This is a genomic window from Bacillus sp. URHA0034 (assembly GCF_056280405.1).
On sequence record NZ_JBWCDK010000002.1, the window covers coordinates 3,182,627 to 3,199,501 of the forward strand.

The 16,875-nt window shown below is 41.8% G+C and carries 13 protein-coding genes and 1 pseudogene; 7 read left to right on the plus strand and 7 right to left on the minus strand.

Annotation, left to right across the window (positions count from 1 at the left end):
- Positions 1-18: 18 nt before the first annotated feature.
- Together ACZ9EE_RS17400 and ACZ9EE_RS17405 are read right to left on the minus strand one after the other, a co-directional pair.
- Positions 19-1,308, minus strand: coding sequence for an NCS2 family permease (locus ACZ9EE_RS17400; RefSeq protein ID WP_476032992.1), 1,290 nt, complete (start codon positions 1,306-1,308; stop codon positions 19-21).
- 273 nt (positions 1,309-1,581) lie between these two features.
- Positions 1,582-2,556 carry a peptidoglycan recognition protein family protein gene (locus ACZ9EE_RS17405; RefSeq protein ID WP_476028947.1) on the minus strand — a complete coding sequence of 325 codons (975 nt, stop codon included), beginning with the start codon at positions 2,554-2,556 and terminating at the stop codon, positions 1,582-1,584.
- A 378-nt stretch (positions 2,557-2,934) separates the two neighbouring features.
- Here ACZ9EE_RS17405 and ACZ9EE_RS17410 point away from each other — a divergent pair, with 378 nt between their 5' ends.
- The 3 genes from ACZ9EE_RS17410 to ACZ9EE_RS17420 all read left to right on the plus strand — a co-directional run bounded on the left by ACZ9EE_RS17410 (position 2,935) and on the right by ACZ9EE_RS17420 (position 5,262).
- Positions 2,935-3,363 carry a MarR family winged helix-turn-helix transcriptional regulator gene (locus ACZ9EE_RS17410; protein WP_476028949.1) on the plus strand — a complete coding sequence of 143 codons (429 nt, stop codon included), beginning with the start codon at positions 2,935-2,937 and terminating at the stop codon, positions 3,361-3,363.
- A 4-nt stretch (positions 3,364-3,367) separates the two neighbouring features.
- Positions 3,368-4,186: a class I SAM-dependent methyltransferase gene (locus tag ACZ9EE_RS17415; protein ID WP_476028951.1), complete on the plus strand. Its 819-nt coding sequence runs from the start codon at positions 3,368-3,370 to the stop codon at positions 4,184-4,186.
- Between the two features lie 197 nt (positions 4,187-4,383).
- Positions 4,384-5,262, plus strand: a complete 879-nt coding sequence (locus ACZ9EE_RS17420; RefSeq protein ID WP_476028953.1) for a PhzF family phenazine biosynthesis isomerase — start codon at positions 4,384-4,386, stop codon at positions 5,260-5,262.
- A gap of 99 nt (positions 5,263-5,361) precedes the next feature.
- Here ACZ9EE_RS17420 and ACZ9EE_RS17425 read toward each other — a convergent pair whose 3' ends face one another.
- From ACZ9EE_RS17425 to gsiB, 4 genes are all read right to left on the minus strand, one after another.
- Positions 5,362-5,877 carry a type 1 glutamine amidotransferase domain-containing protein gene (locus ACZ9EE_RS17425; RefSeq protein WP_476028955.1) on the minus strand — a complete coding sequence of 172 codons (516 nt, stop codon included), beginning with the start codon at positions 5,875-5,877 and terminating at the stop codon, positions 5,362-5,364.
- A gap of 326 nt (positions 5,878-6,203) precedes the next feature.
- Entirely contained in the window at positions 6,204-6,896 is a 693-nt protein-coding gene (locus ACZ9EE_RS17430) for a hypothetical protein (protein WP_476028957.1), read from the minus strand.
- Entirely contained in the window at positions 6,868-8,004 is a 1,137-nt protein-coding gene (locus tag ACZ9EE_RS17435) for a hypothetical protein (RefSeq protein ID WP_476028959.1), read from the minus strand. Before ACZ9EE_RS17435 ends, ACZ9EE_RS17430 begins: the two co-directional genes overlap by 29 nt.
- A 189-nt stretch (positions 8,005-8,193) precedes the next feature.
- Complete coding sequence (gene gsiB, locus ACZ9EE_RS17440) at positions 8,194-8,559, minus strand: glucose starvation-inducible protein GsiB (protein ID WP_476032993.1); 366 nt, start codon at positions 8,557-8,559, stop codon at positions 8,194-8,196.
- A 240-nt stretch (positions 8,560-8,799) separates the two neighbouring features.
- On the opposite strand from gsiB, the gene ACZ9EE_RS17445 reads away from it, so the two are divergent.
- Complete coding sequence (locus ACZ9EE_RS17445) at positions 8,800-9,465, plus strand: AraC family transcriptional regulator (protein ID WP_476028961.1); 666 nt, start codon at positions 8,800-8,802, stop codon at positions 9,463-9,465.
- A 148-nt stretch (positions 9,466-9,613) separates the two neighbouring features.
- Here the strand turns inward: ACZ9EE_RS17445 and ACZ9EE_RS17450 are convergent.
- Positions 9,614-12,554: pseudogene (locus ACZ9EE_RS17450) on the minus strand (DEAD/DEAH box helicase).
- Between the two features lie 370 nt (positions 12,555-12,924).
- Here ACZ9EE_RS17450 and ACZ9EE_RS17455 point away from each other — a divergent pair.
- The 3 genes from ACZ9EE_RS17455 to celB all read left to right on the plus strand — a co-directional run bounded on the left by ACZ9EE_RS17455 (position 12,925) and on the right by celB (position 16,770).
- Positions 12,925-14,850, plus strand: coding sequence for a BglG family transcription antiterminator (locus tag ACZ9EE_RS17455; protein WP_476028963.1), 1,926 nt, complete (start codon positions 12,925-12,927; stop codon positions 14,848-14,850).
- Positions 14,851-15,112: 262 nt separating this feature from the next.
- Complete coding sequence (locus ACZ9EE_RS17460) at positions 15,113-15,421, plus strand: lactose/cellobiose PTS transporter subunit IIB (protein WP_476028965.1); 309 nt, start codon at positions 15,113-15,115, stop codon at positions 15,419-15,421.
- A 23-nt stretch (positions 15,422-15,444) separates the two neighbouring features.
- Positions 15,445-16,770 (plus strand): PTS cellobiose transporter subunit IIC, encoded by a 1,326-nt coding sequence (gene celB, locus ACZ9EE_RS17465; RefSeq protein WP_476028967.1) that lies wholly within the window; start codon positions 15,445-15,447, stop codon positions 16,768-16,770.
- The last annotated feature ends 105 nt before the right edge of the window (positions 16,771-16,875 follow it).

Here is a 16,875-nt window from a genome sequence, read left to right on the forward strand (position 1 = left end):
CGTATTTTTTGTGTTCACTTACCCAACTGCATGGAGCAGAAAATTAGTAAAGAACAACAGTGATATGATGACGCTTGAAACAGAAATCTGTTTTGATTTATTTGAGAAAACTTTTACAAGCGGATAAGCGATAAATCCGAAAGCAATTCCATCGACAATACTATAGGTTAATGGAATCATGATGATCACCAGAAAAGCCGGAAATGCTTCAGTAAAATCAGTGAAATCGATATTTACCACATTTTTCATCATCAATCCCCCGATAATGATCAGAATAGGAGTGATGGCGGCATCTGGTACTAGTTTTATAAACGGCATGAAAAAAAGCGATAGCAAAAGGAGTGAACCTGTTACAACAGAGGTTAAACCGGTTCTGCCACCCGTCGTAATACCCGCCGCTGTTTCAACCGTCGAAACAGCCGGACTTGTGCCTAATAATCCGCAGACAATGGTTGAAATAGAGATCGCCTTTAATGACTTTCCGTTCTTTTCGGGTGCCTGCAGCATCCCATTCACTTGGGAATGCACCAACCCAATATTTTCAAAGACGAGCACTAACACCAGTGAGAAGACAGCCGACCAAAAGGGAAGAAAAGACCACTTTCCTAAATGACTGCTTAGGAAAACATCCTTATAGCTCTCAAAGGAAATAAAGCTAGTGTCCATCCCGTTCATTGGGACAAGTCCAAAAAAGTAGGAAACAATCGTACCTAGGATGATAGTGATTAAAAAATTGCCTGGAATTTTCTTTAAGAACAGAAATAAGGCGATGATCAGATTAATGATCGAAGCCAGCACAACAGGCGATGATAACTCACCAAGGGACACAAAATTGGTCGGGCTCCCAGCAACAATTCCACTTTTTTGCAGACCAATAAAGGCAATAAAAAGGCCAATTCCTACTGAAATCGATTCTTTTAAAGAATCGGGAATCGCGCTGGTTACGATGTTGCGTAAGTTGGTAAAGGCAACGATCACAAACAGAATTCCAGAAAGAACAACAGCCCCTAAAGCCTCCCGGTAATCCAGCCCTAACGAACCGACAATCGTGAATGTAAATAAGGCATTAATCCCCATTCCCGGAACGATAATTAACGGTGTATTGGCAATAAAAGCAACCAATAAACATCCAATAAACGAAGAAAGTACGGTTGCAATGATTCCAGCCTCTAAAGGGATCCCTGCATCTTCCAAGATCTTTGCATTGACGGCCAGGATATAGACAATGGAAAAAAACGACGTTAACCCTGCAATAACCTCCTTTCGAATAGTTGTTTCATGCTGCTTAAGCTTAAATACTCCTTTCATCATATTAATCACACTTTCGCGATTTCCCTCTCCCACCCGCATCAAGTTCATATAATTAACTTATGCCGAGGGCTATTATAACACAAAATGCCCTAGGATAGAGGACCAAACACATAAATAATACAGCGAGGTAAAAAATGGTGCCTGTCACCATTTCTCACCTCGCTGTATTGGTTTGTACTAAAATAAAGGCTATTTTCCAACATTTACCCTTTTGATTAATAGGTTGCAAAGACCTGCTGTGGCAACAGGTCTTTCTCGGTTCATCTCCGTTTAAAACATCGCTGCCCACGTTTTCGGGCCGACGATGCCATCTGCTCCTAACCCATGACTTCTTTGAAATGCTTTGACAGCTGCTTCTGTTTTTGGACCGAAAATGCCATCAGCGGCAACCCCGACTCTTGCTTGGATCAGTTTTATATTATTGGTATCCGTAGAGCCCTTTTTGATCATGTGACCAGGGTAAGGACGATTTGGCGTGTTGGCCACTGCTTCGAGTTTTGCCTTGGTCTTCGGTCCAACAATTCCATCGACAGCAAGCCCATGCTTTGCCTGAAAGCTCCGAACTGCTGCTTCTGTTTCTTTTCCAAAGTCACCATCTGCCCCATATTTCGGGAGTCTTTCCCCAGCTTTAATGAGATACTGTTGCAGTTTTTTTACATCAGGCCCCGTATCGCCTAATTGTAACAAATTGGGACTGGATTTGGTTGTGGATGAGGAGGGTTGTTCCGTATGTGCGGCCGCAACCAAGGTGGGGTGAAGGGTATTATAATTGATGGCCTGACGAACAAACGCTTCTCTGTTGATGGAGGTTCCAGGGCAGGTTTTACTAGCATGCTCGCGATGGAACATGATTTGCGCACCACATGCTGTCACAAGATAATGCTGCAGTTTTAACATCGAATTCAGCTGGGCGCCTTCTAACACATCATGTCCGATGTCAAAGTTACCTAGCATCTCGGTCATAAAGGCCCCTTCGTTGTAGCCGGCAATACCAGCGGGTGTTTCATTAAAAGGCCTTCCAGTGACAAATAAACCATCTGGCATGAGGGTGACATGTTGTCCGATATCATCCCAACCACGCGTGTTTACATGATAATTCCTCATTGCTTGTTGTAGTTGGAGATGGTTCTTGCCGTTAAAATCATTATGACTAGGTTCCCAGGTATGGTGCACCTGTGAATATCTGTACTTCCTGCCTTTTAACCTTTGAATCACCTGGTCAACCGTGAGAATCTCAAATGCCATTTGTTTTCCACTCCTTCGCTCAACATATGTTACACTATGCAATCTTGGGTGGGCGGTGCCTGGCTATTTTGCGCCAACACCGAGAACTTCTAGCGAAATGAGCAAAAAAAAGATCCAGCTGACGGTCAGCTGGACTAAACTTATATGTTTAAAAGGGGGTCATTTATGAAAAAGAGGTAAAATCAATTTCATAGGTTTATCTTACTCCTGATAGATGAACAAACTATGAACAAATCGTTAAGGTTGTATAAAAATTTTTAAGTGGATCAATGGGCCGGAAAGTTCTATATAGTACATGATTTTTTACCAAAATTAATAGTATGATTGAATTTTAATTAAATTAGTATATAATACATTACTATATAGGAGGGTGTGAACATGCAACAAGTGAGTAAAGAATATCTCGAGTTAATCCCTAATTTGTTTAAAAGTTTTCAGCGCTTGAATCAAAAAGCTAGCAGCTTAACGCATTTACAAAATCAAATCCTTGAATACTTGTTTATGTATCAACATCCATTGGCCATTAAGCAAATAAGTGAAGGCCTCAATGTCCCGAAACAGCAAATGACAGACTTGCTTAAGCGATTATTTGAACAAGGACTTATTATAAAAAAACAAAATAAAAATGATAAACGGTCATTTCTGATCGAGTTAACCGAACAAGGAAAAATCACACAGCAAGAAAAGTGGTCAAAGATCTATCAGAATTTCGTTGAGGATCTATCCAAATTAGATGAAGAAGAACAGCTTGATCTCCAGTACGCCCTGCATAAAGTGAACTTTCTGCTGAAAAAAATGGAGGGATGAATAAATGACGATAAACTTACAATCCGTTCAAGCCACCATGCTCATCCCTCTTTGGGGCCGGGCAACAGCCAGTGAGAAGAATCCTGAGATCTTGTATGACAAGGAAGCAATCGAAATCATTGCCGGCTGTAAGGTCGATTTTACCGAAATTGCTAAAACATTTGGAGAATACGGGGGCATTAGCTATATTGTTCGGGCTCGTAAAATGGACGATACGATCCGGGCGTTTATCCATAAACATCCACGCGCCACCATTGTTAACATCGGGGCAGGGCTTGATACGACCTTTTCCAGAGTGGATAATGGAACGATTAACTGGTACAACCTTGATTTACCTGATGCGATTGCCTTTCGAAAAACGCTGATTGCCGATACACCAAGGAATAGCTGCATTGCCAAATCCTTTTTCGATGTATCGTGGTTCGAGGATGTTATTTTTAATAAGGAAGATGGCATCCTATTGATCTCGGCCGGAGTTTTCTACTATTTTGAGGAAAGTCAGCTCAAAGGAATGTTTCGGGAAATGGCCTCACGGTTTCCTGGCGGAGAGATTTATTTTGATGCAGAATCGAAGTTTGCCGTAAAGATTTCTAACCGTACTGTTGAAAAAACAGGAAACAAGGGCGCAAAAATGCATTTTTATGTTAACAATCCCAAGGTATTAGAAGGATGGTCGCCAAACCTTAAAGTGGTTTCGTGTGAAGCGTATTTTAAGGGGATACCGGTTAGCAGGGAGTGGGAGAGTGGGACGCGGCTCATGGTGCGGTTTGTGGATTTGATTAAGATGCTGAAGTTTGTTCATTTGCGTTTTTTGAAAAATTAAGGGATTCGGACTGATCTTGGGAGAGCTGAAACAAAATAGCAAGTTCATGTTATTCATGAGAACTTAACCTAGACCTTTCACGATAAAAAGCAAACCCTTCATAGGATAGGATATGATATACTTATTTTACTAAAAATTCCATTTTATTTGCTTCATTTATTTTACTTTTGGTTGAAAAAAAGGGGGGACGTTGAAATATGAAATCTGTTCAGGTGCTCCACTATGACGCGTTTAGCAAGGAGCCTCACAAAGGGAATCCTGCAGGGGTGGTTTTGAATGGAGAGAATTTGACTGATGAGGAAATGCAAGAGGTTGCGTTAAAAGTAGGATTCAATGAGACAGCTTTTCCTGTTCAATCAGACATCGCGGACCTGAGAATTCGTTTTTTTACACCAGGTCACGAAATGAATTTATGCGGACACGGAACGATGGCTATGGTGTACGCGTTAAAAACGAATGGCTTGTTAGGTGACAAGACTGATTTTACGATTGAAACAAAAGCGGGCATTTTACCGGTCAATATCAATGATACGAATATTACGATGAAGCAGGCCGCACCGCAGTTTAAAGAGTTTAGCGGTTCAAAAGAAGATTTAGCTATGGCAATTGGATTAACGAAAGAGGAAATCGACACTGACCTGCCGGTTCTCTATGGGAGTACGGGGATTTGGACACTTTTAGTCCCAATTTCAAACCTATCATCCTTTGAAAAAATGAAACCAAATAATAAGCTGTTTCCAACGATTTTAAAAGAAATGCCTAAAGCCTCAATCCATCCTTTTTGTTTGGAAACCTACCATCCGGAAGCAGATATGCATGGCCGCCACTTTTCGTCTCCTTACTCTGGTACCATTGAAGATCCGGTAACGGGTACGGCATCAGGTGTCATGGGGGCTTATTATGCCAAATACATAAAGAGGGATGTTGAAGAGTCTCTGAATCTAGTGGTGGAGCAAGGACAGGAGATGGGGAAGGATGGGCTGGTTAGAGTCCATGTCGAAAAGAATGAGGATACCTATAATATAGAGATTACTGGGAATGCGGTGTATGTTAAGGAGTTTGAGATAATTTTGTAGTCTTATATGAAATTTTTAGTACATTATTGTGTGGCTGTTTATAACGATATATCGAATTATGCACCAAAAAAGGCAGAAGGATGATCTTCTGCCCTTAGGCTACCCTAATATTCGTAAAGATTCTTGGACAAAGGCCGGGATATCATCCGGCTGCCTGCTCGTGACCAGCTGATTCTGGCACACGACCACTTCTTTGTCATGCAAATTTCCGCCGGCATTCTTTAAATCCACATGAATCGACTTATACCCCGTTACATCGCGGCCCTCAAGCGTTTCCGCTGTGATTAGCAGCTGGGGTCCGTGGCAAATGGCTAATACTGGCTTTTTAGCATCCATAAACGCTTTGGCGAATTGGACAAACCGCTCGTCTGCCCGAAGAATATCCGGTGAAAATCCGCCAGGGATGAACAGGGCATCAAAGTCCTCAGGAGAGGCCTCATCAATACTTTGATCGATGACCACTTCACTCTCGCCTTGTTTTCCTTTCACCGTTTTGCCTTTTTCCATTTCGATGGCGGTGACCTCATGCCCTTTTTCCTTAAAGGCCTGCACCGGTTCACTATACTCGGAATCCTCGAAATGATCTGTTACTAACACAGCAATTTTTTTGCTCATAGCAATCAACTCCTCTTCTAAGACTCCATATTAAAATACCCTCTATCACAATGGTTGAAACGTAACCATGGCCAATGAAACGACAAGAGGCTGACCCAAAAGGTGATTGATGAATAAATTTTGCACACTCTGTTGATTGGAGCGGAAGGCGCGAAGACTCCTGCGGGAGTACGGGGCAGGGGAGACCCCGCAGGAGCGAAGCGACGAGGAGGCTTCCCGTTCCGCCCGCGAACCGCTCGCGCCTGGAGCGGAAATCAACAGACTAATTTAATGTATAAAAAAGAAGGTGACCCTAAAAGTTATACTTTTGGGACACCTTCTTTGGTTCATATGAAAAATTTAATGCCAATCAAGATCGCTTCTACTACGGCAACGGCTAACAAAATGTTCATTTTTTGTGTGCTTTTCTTCTCTATTTTTTTCAGGTCTTCTTTGCTGGCCGTCTGGTTGGAGAGGATGTGGAGGAGCTCATTATGATGTTTACTCATCGATACCACTTTTTCCTGCAATAGTTCGATTTCCGACTTGTAGGATTCGAGCTGCTCAAGGTGTTTATGGGTAGAGTTCTGTAGCTGATAGATGACTTTATTGATGAGTGCTTCTTCGCGAACGACAAGAATGGTATTAATCGATTCGGAATGTTTATGGAACATTTCTTTGTATGATTTCTGCAGCCGCTCGAGGCGGTCCTCCATTTGCCGTAGTGCGGTTATGTGGGCAGCTAACTTTTCCTCTGTTTTCGCTAACTCTCCTTTAGTAAGGGCAACATACGCCTCATTTTGCTTCAAAAAGTTTCGGTTGTTCTCGGCTGAAACGGCTAGATCGCGGGTAAAGGCTGCTATTTCGTTAGAAGCGGTATCAATCACCGTTACAGCGTTGTCCAAGAGCTCCTTGTTATTGCTCTCTAATAGTTTCATTTTTTCTTTAAAATCACCGTAAAAAATATCTTCGTTCAGCTTCTTTAATTCTTCAACAGCCTTTTCGTATTCACTATTTGTAGGAAGTTTTGTGGTAACCATCTATATCATTGCCTCCTTTGTTTAATGATTCGATCATGTTTTCACCGTCTCGCCGCAAAAGCTGCAAATAGTGTGCCGCAAGAAAGCGGTCTTCCGTCTGACCATACAGGAAAGGCTGCTGCAGCTCTTCCTTATACTCCATCCAGTACTTGATCAAATAGCCTTGCAATTGAGAGGCGTGCTCACTGAATTGTTCCCACAATTGACAGGCTTTCAGATAACGGGCCTTCAGCTCCGCTTCTTCCTTTTGATAGGTGACTAATTGATTCTCGTGGCTGCTAATTTTGGCGCGGGACTCAAGCTTTAATGCTTCGACCTCTTTTAAGGCCTGTTCTTTCTGCTTTGTTAATTCGGTTAAAATCGATGTGAGTAATTGATTATAGTTTTGATACATCTCTGTAAGCCATTCGTGTGCTAGGTTGCGCATATGGGCCAGGGCTTTTTCATAGGTAGTTTTAAACCAGAAGGCGTCAATTTTCTGCTCGATTTCAGGTATAGGTGGCAGGAAGGGAAGTTCTAAAGGTTGTCCTAGCTCGATGTTTCCAGCACTAGCTTTCTGGTTGATGGTTAAAATCGAGTTTCCTAGTTCTCTTTCGGCCCAACTCTGTAATCTAGACACATCATAATTGATGACACTAGCTTTTTTATTATAGGGAGTATGCTCAATGATATCATCCACTAATTGCCAGAGGTGGTCGGGATCTGTGTTTTTAAGCTCTATCTGTTGGAGAAATTGATCATAATTATTTATTTTATTCAAAAATTGCTCCTCTTGTAATTGGGCCGTTTCTTTTTCATGGTCAATGATAGCTGTTTGTTTAGTGACTAACATCTGATAGGGAGCTAATTGTTTTTCATAGTTTTCTAGCTCAGTTTGCCGTTCTTTTTCCACTTCTTTATAAAATTGCTTGAGGCCATTGGTGGACGCTTCATTGGGATCTTCAAAGCGCGTTTGCAACATCCGCACCAGGCCCTCCGCTGAGTTGGTCATTCCCTTTGTATAAGCGGCTTCCGTTTTCAATTTATTAAACCGAGCGGAGAAATCCTTTAGGGCCTTAGAAACCCATTCAAACCGTTTTTTATGGAAATCAATAAATGTAGGATTCATTTTTATCGTCCAACTCCTGCATTTTAATCTATCAAAATCAGATTACTAGATTATTTTAACATTTTTACCGAGAAACAACTGATTTTTTCTCAGAGATTTGGAAAATGATTTATGCGGGGGAGAGAGGAGAAGAGGGGAGTAGTTGAATTAAAAAAGGGAGAAGATAAACTTCCCCCTTATGGAACGGTGTTAATCATCGTTTCGTTGGTCCGCGCGGGCGTTTCCGCCTTTTTCTCCGATTTCCTGATAAAATTCTTTATCGTGGTTCTCGGAAGTGGCTTCTCCGCCTTTTCTACCAATTTCTTGATAGAATTCCTTGTCGTGGTTCTCGGAAGTGGCTTCTCCACCTTTGCGTCCAATATCTTGGTAGAATTCCTTATCATGATTCTCGGAGGTAGCTTCTCCGCCTTTCCGTCCGATTTCTTGATAGAATTCCTTGTCATGGTTCTCAGAAGTGGCTTCTCCACCTTTGCGCCCAATTTCCTGGTAGAATTCCTTGTCATGGTTTCGAGCAGTCGCCTCTCCGCCTTTCCGGCCTGCTTCCTCCAGTGTCATATTACCTCTGTTTTCATTATCTTTGTTTGCCATAATAAAATCCCTCCTAATAATATTTGGAATTGCTATTTGACTTACAATTTTTTATCTACCCGTCCTTTTTGGTTTTCAAACCCACTTTCACCTTTTCCAAAATTACCCGCTTATTTGCAAAAGTGGTCAAATAGAAGGATATCAAAGGTTTAAAGCGAATAAAGGAATAGACGAGAGTATTGAAATGATAAGGAGTTAGTAACGATCATGCCGAAAAAAACAATACATATTCTAAATGGACAAGCCATGTACAATTATTACAAAGAGACCGATTTCCTTAAAGGCGAATTGATGGTCCCGTTTAACGAGGCAATGTGTTATGGAAGCACCTGCAAGGATTTATTCTCACCAGAATTCATCGACATACGTGCAAAAGCTCATCATGTCACGCCCGAACAATACACGGAGCACACAATAAAGCCATTGCATCCACTTATAAATAAAGAATTTACGAATATCATCTTATGGTTTGATGCCGATATGTTCTGCCAAATCAATCTTCTGACCATTCTTGCTTGGTTAGACAGGGCCGAGTTTAGTGAGGTTATTGATATCAATATAGTCGGCGATCAGTTTGAACCTGTCAGTCACTTTGGAGTAGCCGCCAAAGGGTATCAATCAATGTACGAACAAGTTCTCATTCAGAAAATACTACCTGATAATATTGAACCAGAACCTTTAAAAAAGGGGATTGAGCTATATTTAAGCTATCTTCATAATGACAGTGATCTGATGCTTTATATACAGGAGCACCAAGATGTCCCAGAAAAGGAACTTGTCCTAGCATTAATCAACAGATTTTCAACTGATTATGGATTGGGCGATACACAATACCTAGAAATCATAAAAACCCACCGCCAAAGCCAACAATAAATTGTTAGACAATAGGCTGCAAATAACAAAAAGGGCTGATTCAAGAGGAATCAACCCTTTTTTCCATGTTCAGTGTTGCTAATGGTGCCTGTCACCGTTCCTCATCTTATCACAGTACGAATCTTGCCCTCGCCGGCGCACTGCGGCCTCACCCCAAATAGACAAGGTCCTTCAGTTCATCGGTTGACAGCTCTGTGAGCCAGTTTTCACTGGTGATGATTTGGTCGTTCAGGAATTGCTTCTTCTCGAGCATAGCGTCAATCTTCTCTTCGAGTGTCCCGGTACAGATTAATTTATGGACATGGACAAATCTCGATTGGCCAATCCGATAAGCTCGGTCGGTTGCCTGGTTTTCAACTGCCGGATTCCACCAGCGGTCATAGTGAATAACGTGGTTGGCGGCCGTTAGGTTCAATCCAGTTCCGCCGCGCCTTCAATGACAACAGGAACACAGGGAACTCCTGATTTTGGAACCGTTCAATCATGGTATCACGCTGCGTTTTCGGGACACTTCCGTTCAAGAACGGCACCTCAATGCCAAACTTCTTCTTCAAGGTGCTCCGAATCATTTCGCCCATTTCAATATACTGGGTAAAAATCAAGCAGCTCTCGCCTTGATCCAAGACCGCATCAACGAGTTCAACTAGTTTCTCCATCTTATTCGAGCGGTCAAGCAGCTCGCGGCCAATGGCCTGCTCCTTTAAATAGAGGGCAGGGTGGTTACATAGCTGCTTCAAACGTGTCAGCATCTGTAAGATTAACCCTTTACGTTCAAAGCCGGACAATTTCTCAATCTCCGCAAACGTATCGTGGATCAGCTGCTCGTACAGCGATGCCTGCTCTGCAGTAAGCGGGCAGTACTCTTTCTGCTCCAGCTTATCAGGCAGATTAAGAGCAACCTCTTCATCTTTTTTCGTCCTGCGCAGCAGGAATGGACGAATCAACGACTGAAGCTGTTGAACCTTTTCCTTCTTTTCATCCTTTTCAATCGGGATGACGAACTTTTTCTGGAACTGCCCTAAGCTGCCAAGATAGCCGTGGTTAGTGAAATCGAAAATCGACCATAACTCGGAGAGGCGGTTTTCCATCGGTGTTCCGGTCAAGGCAATATGGTGTTGGCCGCGCAGCCGCCGTACGGCCTTCGATTGTTTTGTTTGGGCATTCTTAATGTTTTGCGCCTCATCAATCGCAATCGAACTCCAAACCATCGACTCAAACTCTTCCGAATCGAGATGGCTCAACCCATATGAAGTCAACACCACATCGGCATCTTGGACACGTTCCGAAAAGGCTTCTTCCTTAAGCCGGTTCGAACCATAATGAAGATACACTTTCATCTCCGGAGCAAACCGCTCTAACTCCTTCTGCCAGTTCCCCAACACAGACGTCGGGCAAATAATCAGCGCCGACCTCGTAGGAACCTTAACTTTAGGAGCAGAGTCTGGTTCATCCGCCGTTTTCCTACGCTTGGTAGTGCTAATGGTGTCAGGCACCATTTCTACTGTATCCTCATTCTTTACCTTTAATAGGTAGGAGATGAGCTGGACGGTTTTGCCGAGGCCCATGTCGTCGGCGAGGACGGCACCGAAGCCGAATTGGCGCAGGAACCAAAGCCAGCTCATGCCGAGCTGCTGGTAGGGACGGAGCTCACCCTGCAACCCTTCAGGGACGGTCTCAAGCGGTATTTCATGGACCTCAGACAGCATTTTGACCATCTGTTTCCATTGGCGGTTCAACTCGATTTGGATCTTTGCAAATGCCTTTGGATTTTCCAATTCTTCTTCCGTATCTGTTGAATCAACCAGTTCCTGCTCGAGCAAATCACGGACATGCAAGCCCTCTTTTTCGGCACGTTTCATCAAATCCTGAATCTGCCGAATAAACTGCGGGTCAAGCTTTACCCAGCGGCCGCGGATGAACACAAGCCGTCGTTTTTCCTCGACAAGCTTTCCAAACTCATCTTCTGATAAATCCACACCATTCATGGAAAAGCGCCAGTTGAAATCAAGCATCGCCTGCAGTCCCACGAAGGACGGCCGATGGCTGGATGATCCCTTCAATGACGCCTTTACCTTCAGGTTGGCATTCTTCATCGCCTGCCACCACGAAGGGAGGAGGATTTCAACATCCAGCGCGACCAAGGTTTCACTTGCATCGGTTAAAAACATCCAGGCCTCTTCCTCGGTAAGGTGGGTCTTAAAAAAGCCATCCTCCTCCAGCCATGGAATTAACCGGGCCCAGCGGATCCGCTCTTGATCTACCTTGTCTAAAAAGGGCTGCCACCTCGCAGGAATTTTTCTGACTCCCTCGACATCATAGATTTCATCGGTATTTTTCTTACTGCGCAAAAATACATCCAGAATCCAAGCACCCTCGCCATCAACCGGTTCATCGAGCCGGAGCCCAATCGTAAATGGCGTGTCGCTATCCTTAATGCCAACCCATTCGAGCCAGCTTTCTTCATCAAAATATCGGGCGAGCTCCACCCCTGAAATATTTTGTTTTCTTAGCAGATCCAGCTTTGGACCGAAAAGCTCTTTCATCGCAACATTTCTGGTTAGGTAAGCATCGAGAGCCCCATTATATAAATCAGAAATATAATCTTTGGTAGTGCCGAGCTCTCCATCGCCGCTGACTAAAGGAGCGGTGTCTTCCTCGACGGACTGTTCCCAAAAGGAAGAGTCGAATTCGTCCTTGACCCGTTCCGGCAGCTTCCAGCGGAAGTCACCATGCTCCCACACGGAGAAATCCGGAAGCCAATCCTTTTCGACAATCCCTTCATAAAGGGTCAATGCAGAAGCAAGACAAATTTCAGATTGCTCATTCCAATCCCAATCAATAAAGCGATTGAAGGACTCCTTGGCAAATAACGAGACGAGCTGCCAGCCGCTCACAACAATCCCTTCGACATCGTTGACCGTTTCTGTTTCTAGAAGAGTACCGAAAAAGCTTTCTTCATGGCTGCTAAAAACGAGGTTTTTCCACCTGAACGGGTTCATATAAGAACCTTGTTCGTTCTGGGCCGTCAACAGAAAGCGCCCATCCCCTAATTTAGTTGTCAGTAATTTGATAAACCTGGTTTTAAGCATAAAATAAAGTACCCCTTTAAATCGAACTACAGGCCTTAACCTGGGTAACTATGTTTATGTATATCAATGTCCACCTGGAATGAACAGTGTCCTCAAGTGGTGCCTGACACCATTTCCAATGCTGATGTATTGTAAAGTGGGCATCTAAACTGTATTCTTTAAAAAATCCATATTCCTATATTATACCCAAAATTTTGTGGTTAGAGGAGTAGGGAGCATAAAGTGTTTATGGATGCGGGTATTTTTTTGTTGAACTAACTGTTTACTTAAGTACCCATTATATATATTGGAGTCAATACAAGGAAAGTGAACAAACTAATAAGTACAAATAATTTTAATCATCAACTCATGAAGAAAGGTGGGTAGATAAATGGTTACCAAACGACAAAAAGACATCCTGTTGTCTTTAATGAACGAGAAAGAACCTGTTACAGCAGAATGGATGGCAAAAGAACTTGGTGTGAGTGATAGAACCATTCGCTCCGAGATCAAAGAACTTCAATCACAATGCTCTTCGTTAGGAATCATTATTGAATCACTGCGAGGAAAAGGATATCTATTAGAAATAAAGGATTATGAAGTGTTTGAAAAAGAAATTAATGGTCATGCCAATGATGCAATAGATGATCATCAATCTGATTTTTCTGATCAGGCAAGTAGGGTTATGTATATATTAAAACGATTTTTATTAGAAAAAGAACCAATAAAATCAGAGAGTCTTGAGGAAGAGCTATTTGTTTCCAAGCCTAAGCTCCAAAATGACATAAAAATCGTCCGTGAAATATTGGAAAGTTACAATTTGAGGTTAGTTTCCAGACCGCATTATGGTACACAGGTCGAAGGCGATGAATATAGGAAACGGCTCTGTTTTTCAAATTATATTTTAAGCCGAAATAGCAACTTAAACATTGACAGTACATCTTTTCAACTATTGGATGAAAAACTGTTTGAAAAGATAAAGGAAACGATCATAAAAAAGGTGAATCAATACAAAATTGAGATATCTGACATTGCACTCGATAATTTGGCCACCCATATCACAATTGGATGCAAGCGAATTGAAGAAGGATTTGTCATTGAAAACCTGGAACACGAATTAACAGCGAAATACCCCTTTGAAAAAATAGTTGCTAGTGAAATTGTAAAAGAAGTAGAGGAGTTTACCGGTTTAAAATTTCCAAAATCCGAGATTGATTATATTATTGTCCATTTGATGGGGACAAAATTAATACATAAAAATACATTGAATGAATTTAGTAAATTTGATGAGCTAGGAACCATTATTCATTGCATGCTGGAAAGATTAAAAAACGAATTAAATTGGGATTTTTATGACGATTCCGAATTCATTCAAGCGCTGACTTTGCACATTCGGCCGGCAATGAACAGGCTGCGCTATAACATGAGCATTCGCAATCCATTATTAGACGACATTAAACGGAAATATCCCAGCGCTTTTGAGGGCGCTGCCATTGCGAGCAGATGTATCGACGAATATTTGGACATTGAGGCAGGAGAACACGAAATTGCTTATATTGCCTTACATATCAGCGTGGCCTTAGAAAGAATGAAGTCAAGGCAGAAAAGGGCAAAACGGGTGATTGTGGTGTGTGCTTCTGGTGTTGGGAGCGCAAGGCTTTTATTTTATCGTTTGCAAAATGTATTTAAAGATGAAATCGATATTACGGCTACAACCAATTATTATCAATTAAAAGAATACGACCTATCCTCTATTGATTTTATTATTAGTACGATTCCAATAAAAGAAGAGATTGGCGTTCCCGTACAAGTCGTTAATACCTTTTTAGGAGAAGGGGATATTGCAAATATCCGGGAAGGTTTATCGTCTGTAAAAGAGTCTGAGGAACGGAGCTATTTAGATGAATCCAGGGTTTTTATTCATAAAGACCTTGAGGATAAAGAAAGCGTTATCCGTTTTATCTGTGACGAATTATACAAACAAAAGCTCGTCTCCAAGGATTATGTAAATTCGGTGTTGGAAAGGGAGGCAGTCGCTCCAACCAGCTTTGGGAATCTGGTGGCCATCCCTCACTCACTTACACCGGAAACAGAGGAAACATTTTGGACCGTGTGCACATTAAAGAAACCGATCGAATGGACAGATAAACAGATGGTTCAATTTATCTGCTTGTTAAATATCAGAAAAGGACCTGAGGGTGACTTGGAAAGGATGTATAAAAGGCTCCTTACTCTAATTGAAAACAGTACAAGGGTCCAAAAAATTCTAAAGAGTGACTCAGCTCAAGAAATTATTAGGATTTTAAATGAATCTTAAATGATCGATGCCACCTGAGGCAAACGTCGATATGGATAGAAAAGAATGGGGTATTCCAAATGGGATACCCCTTTTTAAAATTGTCCGGAGCTTTTTTCCGTTACAAACGGAAAAATCCTTTCTGTAAAATAAACCGTTTTCAACATAAACTATAAACAGAAAGTGATTAAAGCACACTTAAAACAGTTGCCAAACAGTTTAGATTAATTGGCTAATTGTTTTTGAAAAATAACTTATATGGATAAATAGGAGGAATAGATCGATGAATATTTTATTATGTTGTGCAGCAGGAATGAGTACAAGTTTGCTTGTGACTAAGATGGAAAAAGCAGCCCAAGAACAAGGGTTAGAAGGAAAAATCTGGGCGGCTCCGGCTAATCAAGTCAATCAACACATCGACAATGCTGATGTCATTCTCTTAGGACCGCAAGTTCGATTCCTGCTTGCTAATATGAAAAAGTTAGGTGAAGAAAAAGGCATTCCGGTCGATACGATCAATCCAGTCCACTACGGTATGTGTAATGGCGAGGAAGTCTTAAAAACAGCTATAAATCTAGTAAATAACAAATAATAAAAAAGGGGAAAAAAATAAAAATGAGTAAATTCAACAGCTTTCTAGAAGAGAAAGTCATGCCTGTTGCAGGAAAGATTGGTGCACAAAGACACTTATTAGCTCTTCGTGATGGTCTTATTGCGACTATGCCATTCATTGTCATTGGTTCATTTTTCTTGATCCTGGCGAACTTGCCAATTCCAGGTTATGCAGATTGGATGACTTCTATATTTGGTCCAACCTGGGCAGCTAAATTAAGTTATCCAGTAGATGCCACGTTCAATATCATGTCAATTATTGCAGCGTTCGCGGTGGCTTACCGACTAGCAGAAGGCTATAAGCTCGATGCGATGAGTGCGGGTGCTATTTCAGTTGCTGCTTTCCTTTTAACAACACCATTCAGTTTCATGTTTACTCCAACTGGAGCTGAAGACGGAGTTTTGGTTACTGGTGCGATTTCAAAAGCATTCTTGAGCAGTAAAGGGTTGTTTGTTGCGTTACTTTTTGCCATTATATCAACAGAAATTTATCGTTGGGTCGTCAAAAAAGATATTGTGATTAAAATGCCAGCGGGTGTTCCGCCAAGTGTTGGTAAATCATTTGCAGCTTTAATTCCAGGATTTATTGTTATTCTTGTAGTTTGGGTAATCCGTTTACTTGTTGAATTGACTCCTTACGAAAGTATCAACGGCTTAGTTACAACCCTTTTAGGTGACCCGCTAAAAATGGTAGGTCTTACGCTGGGAGGATCGATTGTTGCTGAATTATTCGTAACGATATTATGGGCTACTGGATTACACGGTACAAACATCGTTAAAAGTGTTATGGAACCAATTTGGTTTGGTGCGATGGGTGACAATATGACAGCCTATCAAGCCGGTCAACCGCTGCCACACATTGTTACACAACAATTCTGGGATAACTTCGTCCACATCGGTGGAACAGGTGTAACAATTGGTTTGGTTCTTTCAATGGTAATGTTTGCTAAATCACAACAAATGAAAAGTCTTGGTCGTTTGGCATTGGCTCCTAGTATCTTTAACATTAACGAACCATTAATCTTTGGTATGCCAATCGTGTTAAACCCAATCATGATCATTCCATTCGTCCTTACTTCAATCGTTACTGTTATTGTAACATTCCTTGGAATGGATATGGGATTGGTCGCAAAACCTTCAGGTATTGCCGTACCTTGGACAATGCCGCCAATTATCTCAGGATATCTGGCTTCTGGCGGACATATTTCAGGTGCCGTCATGAATTTAATTAACATTGTTATTTCATTCGTCATTTATCTTCCATTCTTCAAAATATATGATAAAGCGAAGAAGAGAGAAGAAGATGCGATGAAACAGAATATCGCGTAAGAAGTCCATGGGCATTAGTATGGCTAGTGCCCTTTCTCATTAATATTGAACCAAAATTGGCAGGAGAGGGGAATGTTCCTTTCCTAGTAATGATATGAAAGGCTG

What these genes read in the sequence shown, in the direction of transcription:
- ACZ9EE_RS17415 (WP_476028951.1), top strand. Translation starts at nt 3,368, where the DNA reads ATGACGATAAACTTACAATCCGTTCAAGCCACCATGCTCATCCCTCTT.
- celB (WP_476028967.1), top strand. Translation starts at nt 15,445, where the DNA reads ATGAGTAAATTCAACAGCTTTCTAGAAGAGAAAGTCATGCCTGTTGCA.
- ACZ9EE_RS17425 (WP_476028955.1), bottom strand. Translation starts at nt 5,877, where the DNA reads ATGAGCAAAAAAATTGCTGTGTTAGTAACAGATCATTTCGAGGATTCC.
- ACZ9EE_RS17445 (WP_476028961.1), top strand. Translation starts at nt 8,800, where the DNA reads ATGCCGAAAAAAACAATACATATTCTAAATGGACAAGCCATGTACAAT.
- ACZ9EE_RS17455 (WP_476028963.1), top strand. Translation starts at nt 12,925, where the DNA reads ATGGTTACCAAACGACAAAAAGACATCCTGTTGTCTTTAATGAACGAG.
- ACZ9EE_RS17420 (WP_476028953.1), top strand. Translation starts at nt 4,384, where the DNA reads ATGAAATCTGTTCAGGTGCTCCACTATGACGCGTTTAGCAAGGAGCCT.
- ACZ9EE_RS17460 (WP_476028965.1), top strand. Translation starts at nt 15,113, where the DNA reads ATGAATATTTTATTATGTTGTGCAGCAGGAATGAGTACAAGTTTGCTT.
- ACZ9EE_RS17410 (WP_476028949.1), top strand. Translation starts at nt 2,935, where the DNA reads ATGCAACAAGTGAGTAAAGAATATCTCGAGTTAATCCCTAATTTGTTT.
- ACZ9EE_RS17430 (WP_476028957.1), bottom strand. Translation starts at nt 6,896, where the DNA reads ATGGTTACCACAAAACTTCCTACAAATAGTGAATACGAAAAGGCTGTT.
- ACZ9EE_RS17435 (WP_476028959.1), bottom strand. Translation starts at nt 8,004, where the DNA reads ATGAATCCTACATTTATTGATTTCCATAAAAAACGGTTTGAATGGGTT.
- gsiB (WP_476032993.1), bottom strand. Translation starts at nt 8,559, where the DNA reads ATGACACTGGAGGAAGCAGGCCGGAAAGGCGGAGAGGCGACTGCTCGA.
- ACZ9EE_RS17400 (WP_476032992.1), bottom strand. Translation starts at nt 1,308, where the DNA reads ATGAAAGGAGTATTTAAGCTTAAGCAGCATGAAACAACTATTCGAAAG.
- ACZ9EE_RS17405 (WP_476028947.1), bottom strand. Translation starts at nt 2,556, where the DNA reads ATGGCATTTGAGATTCTCACGGTTGACCAGGTGATTCAAAGGTTAAAA.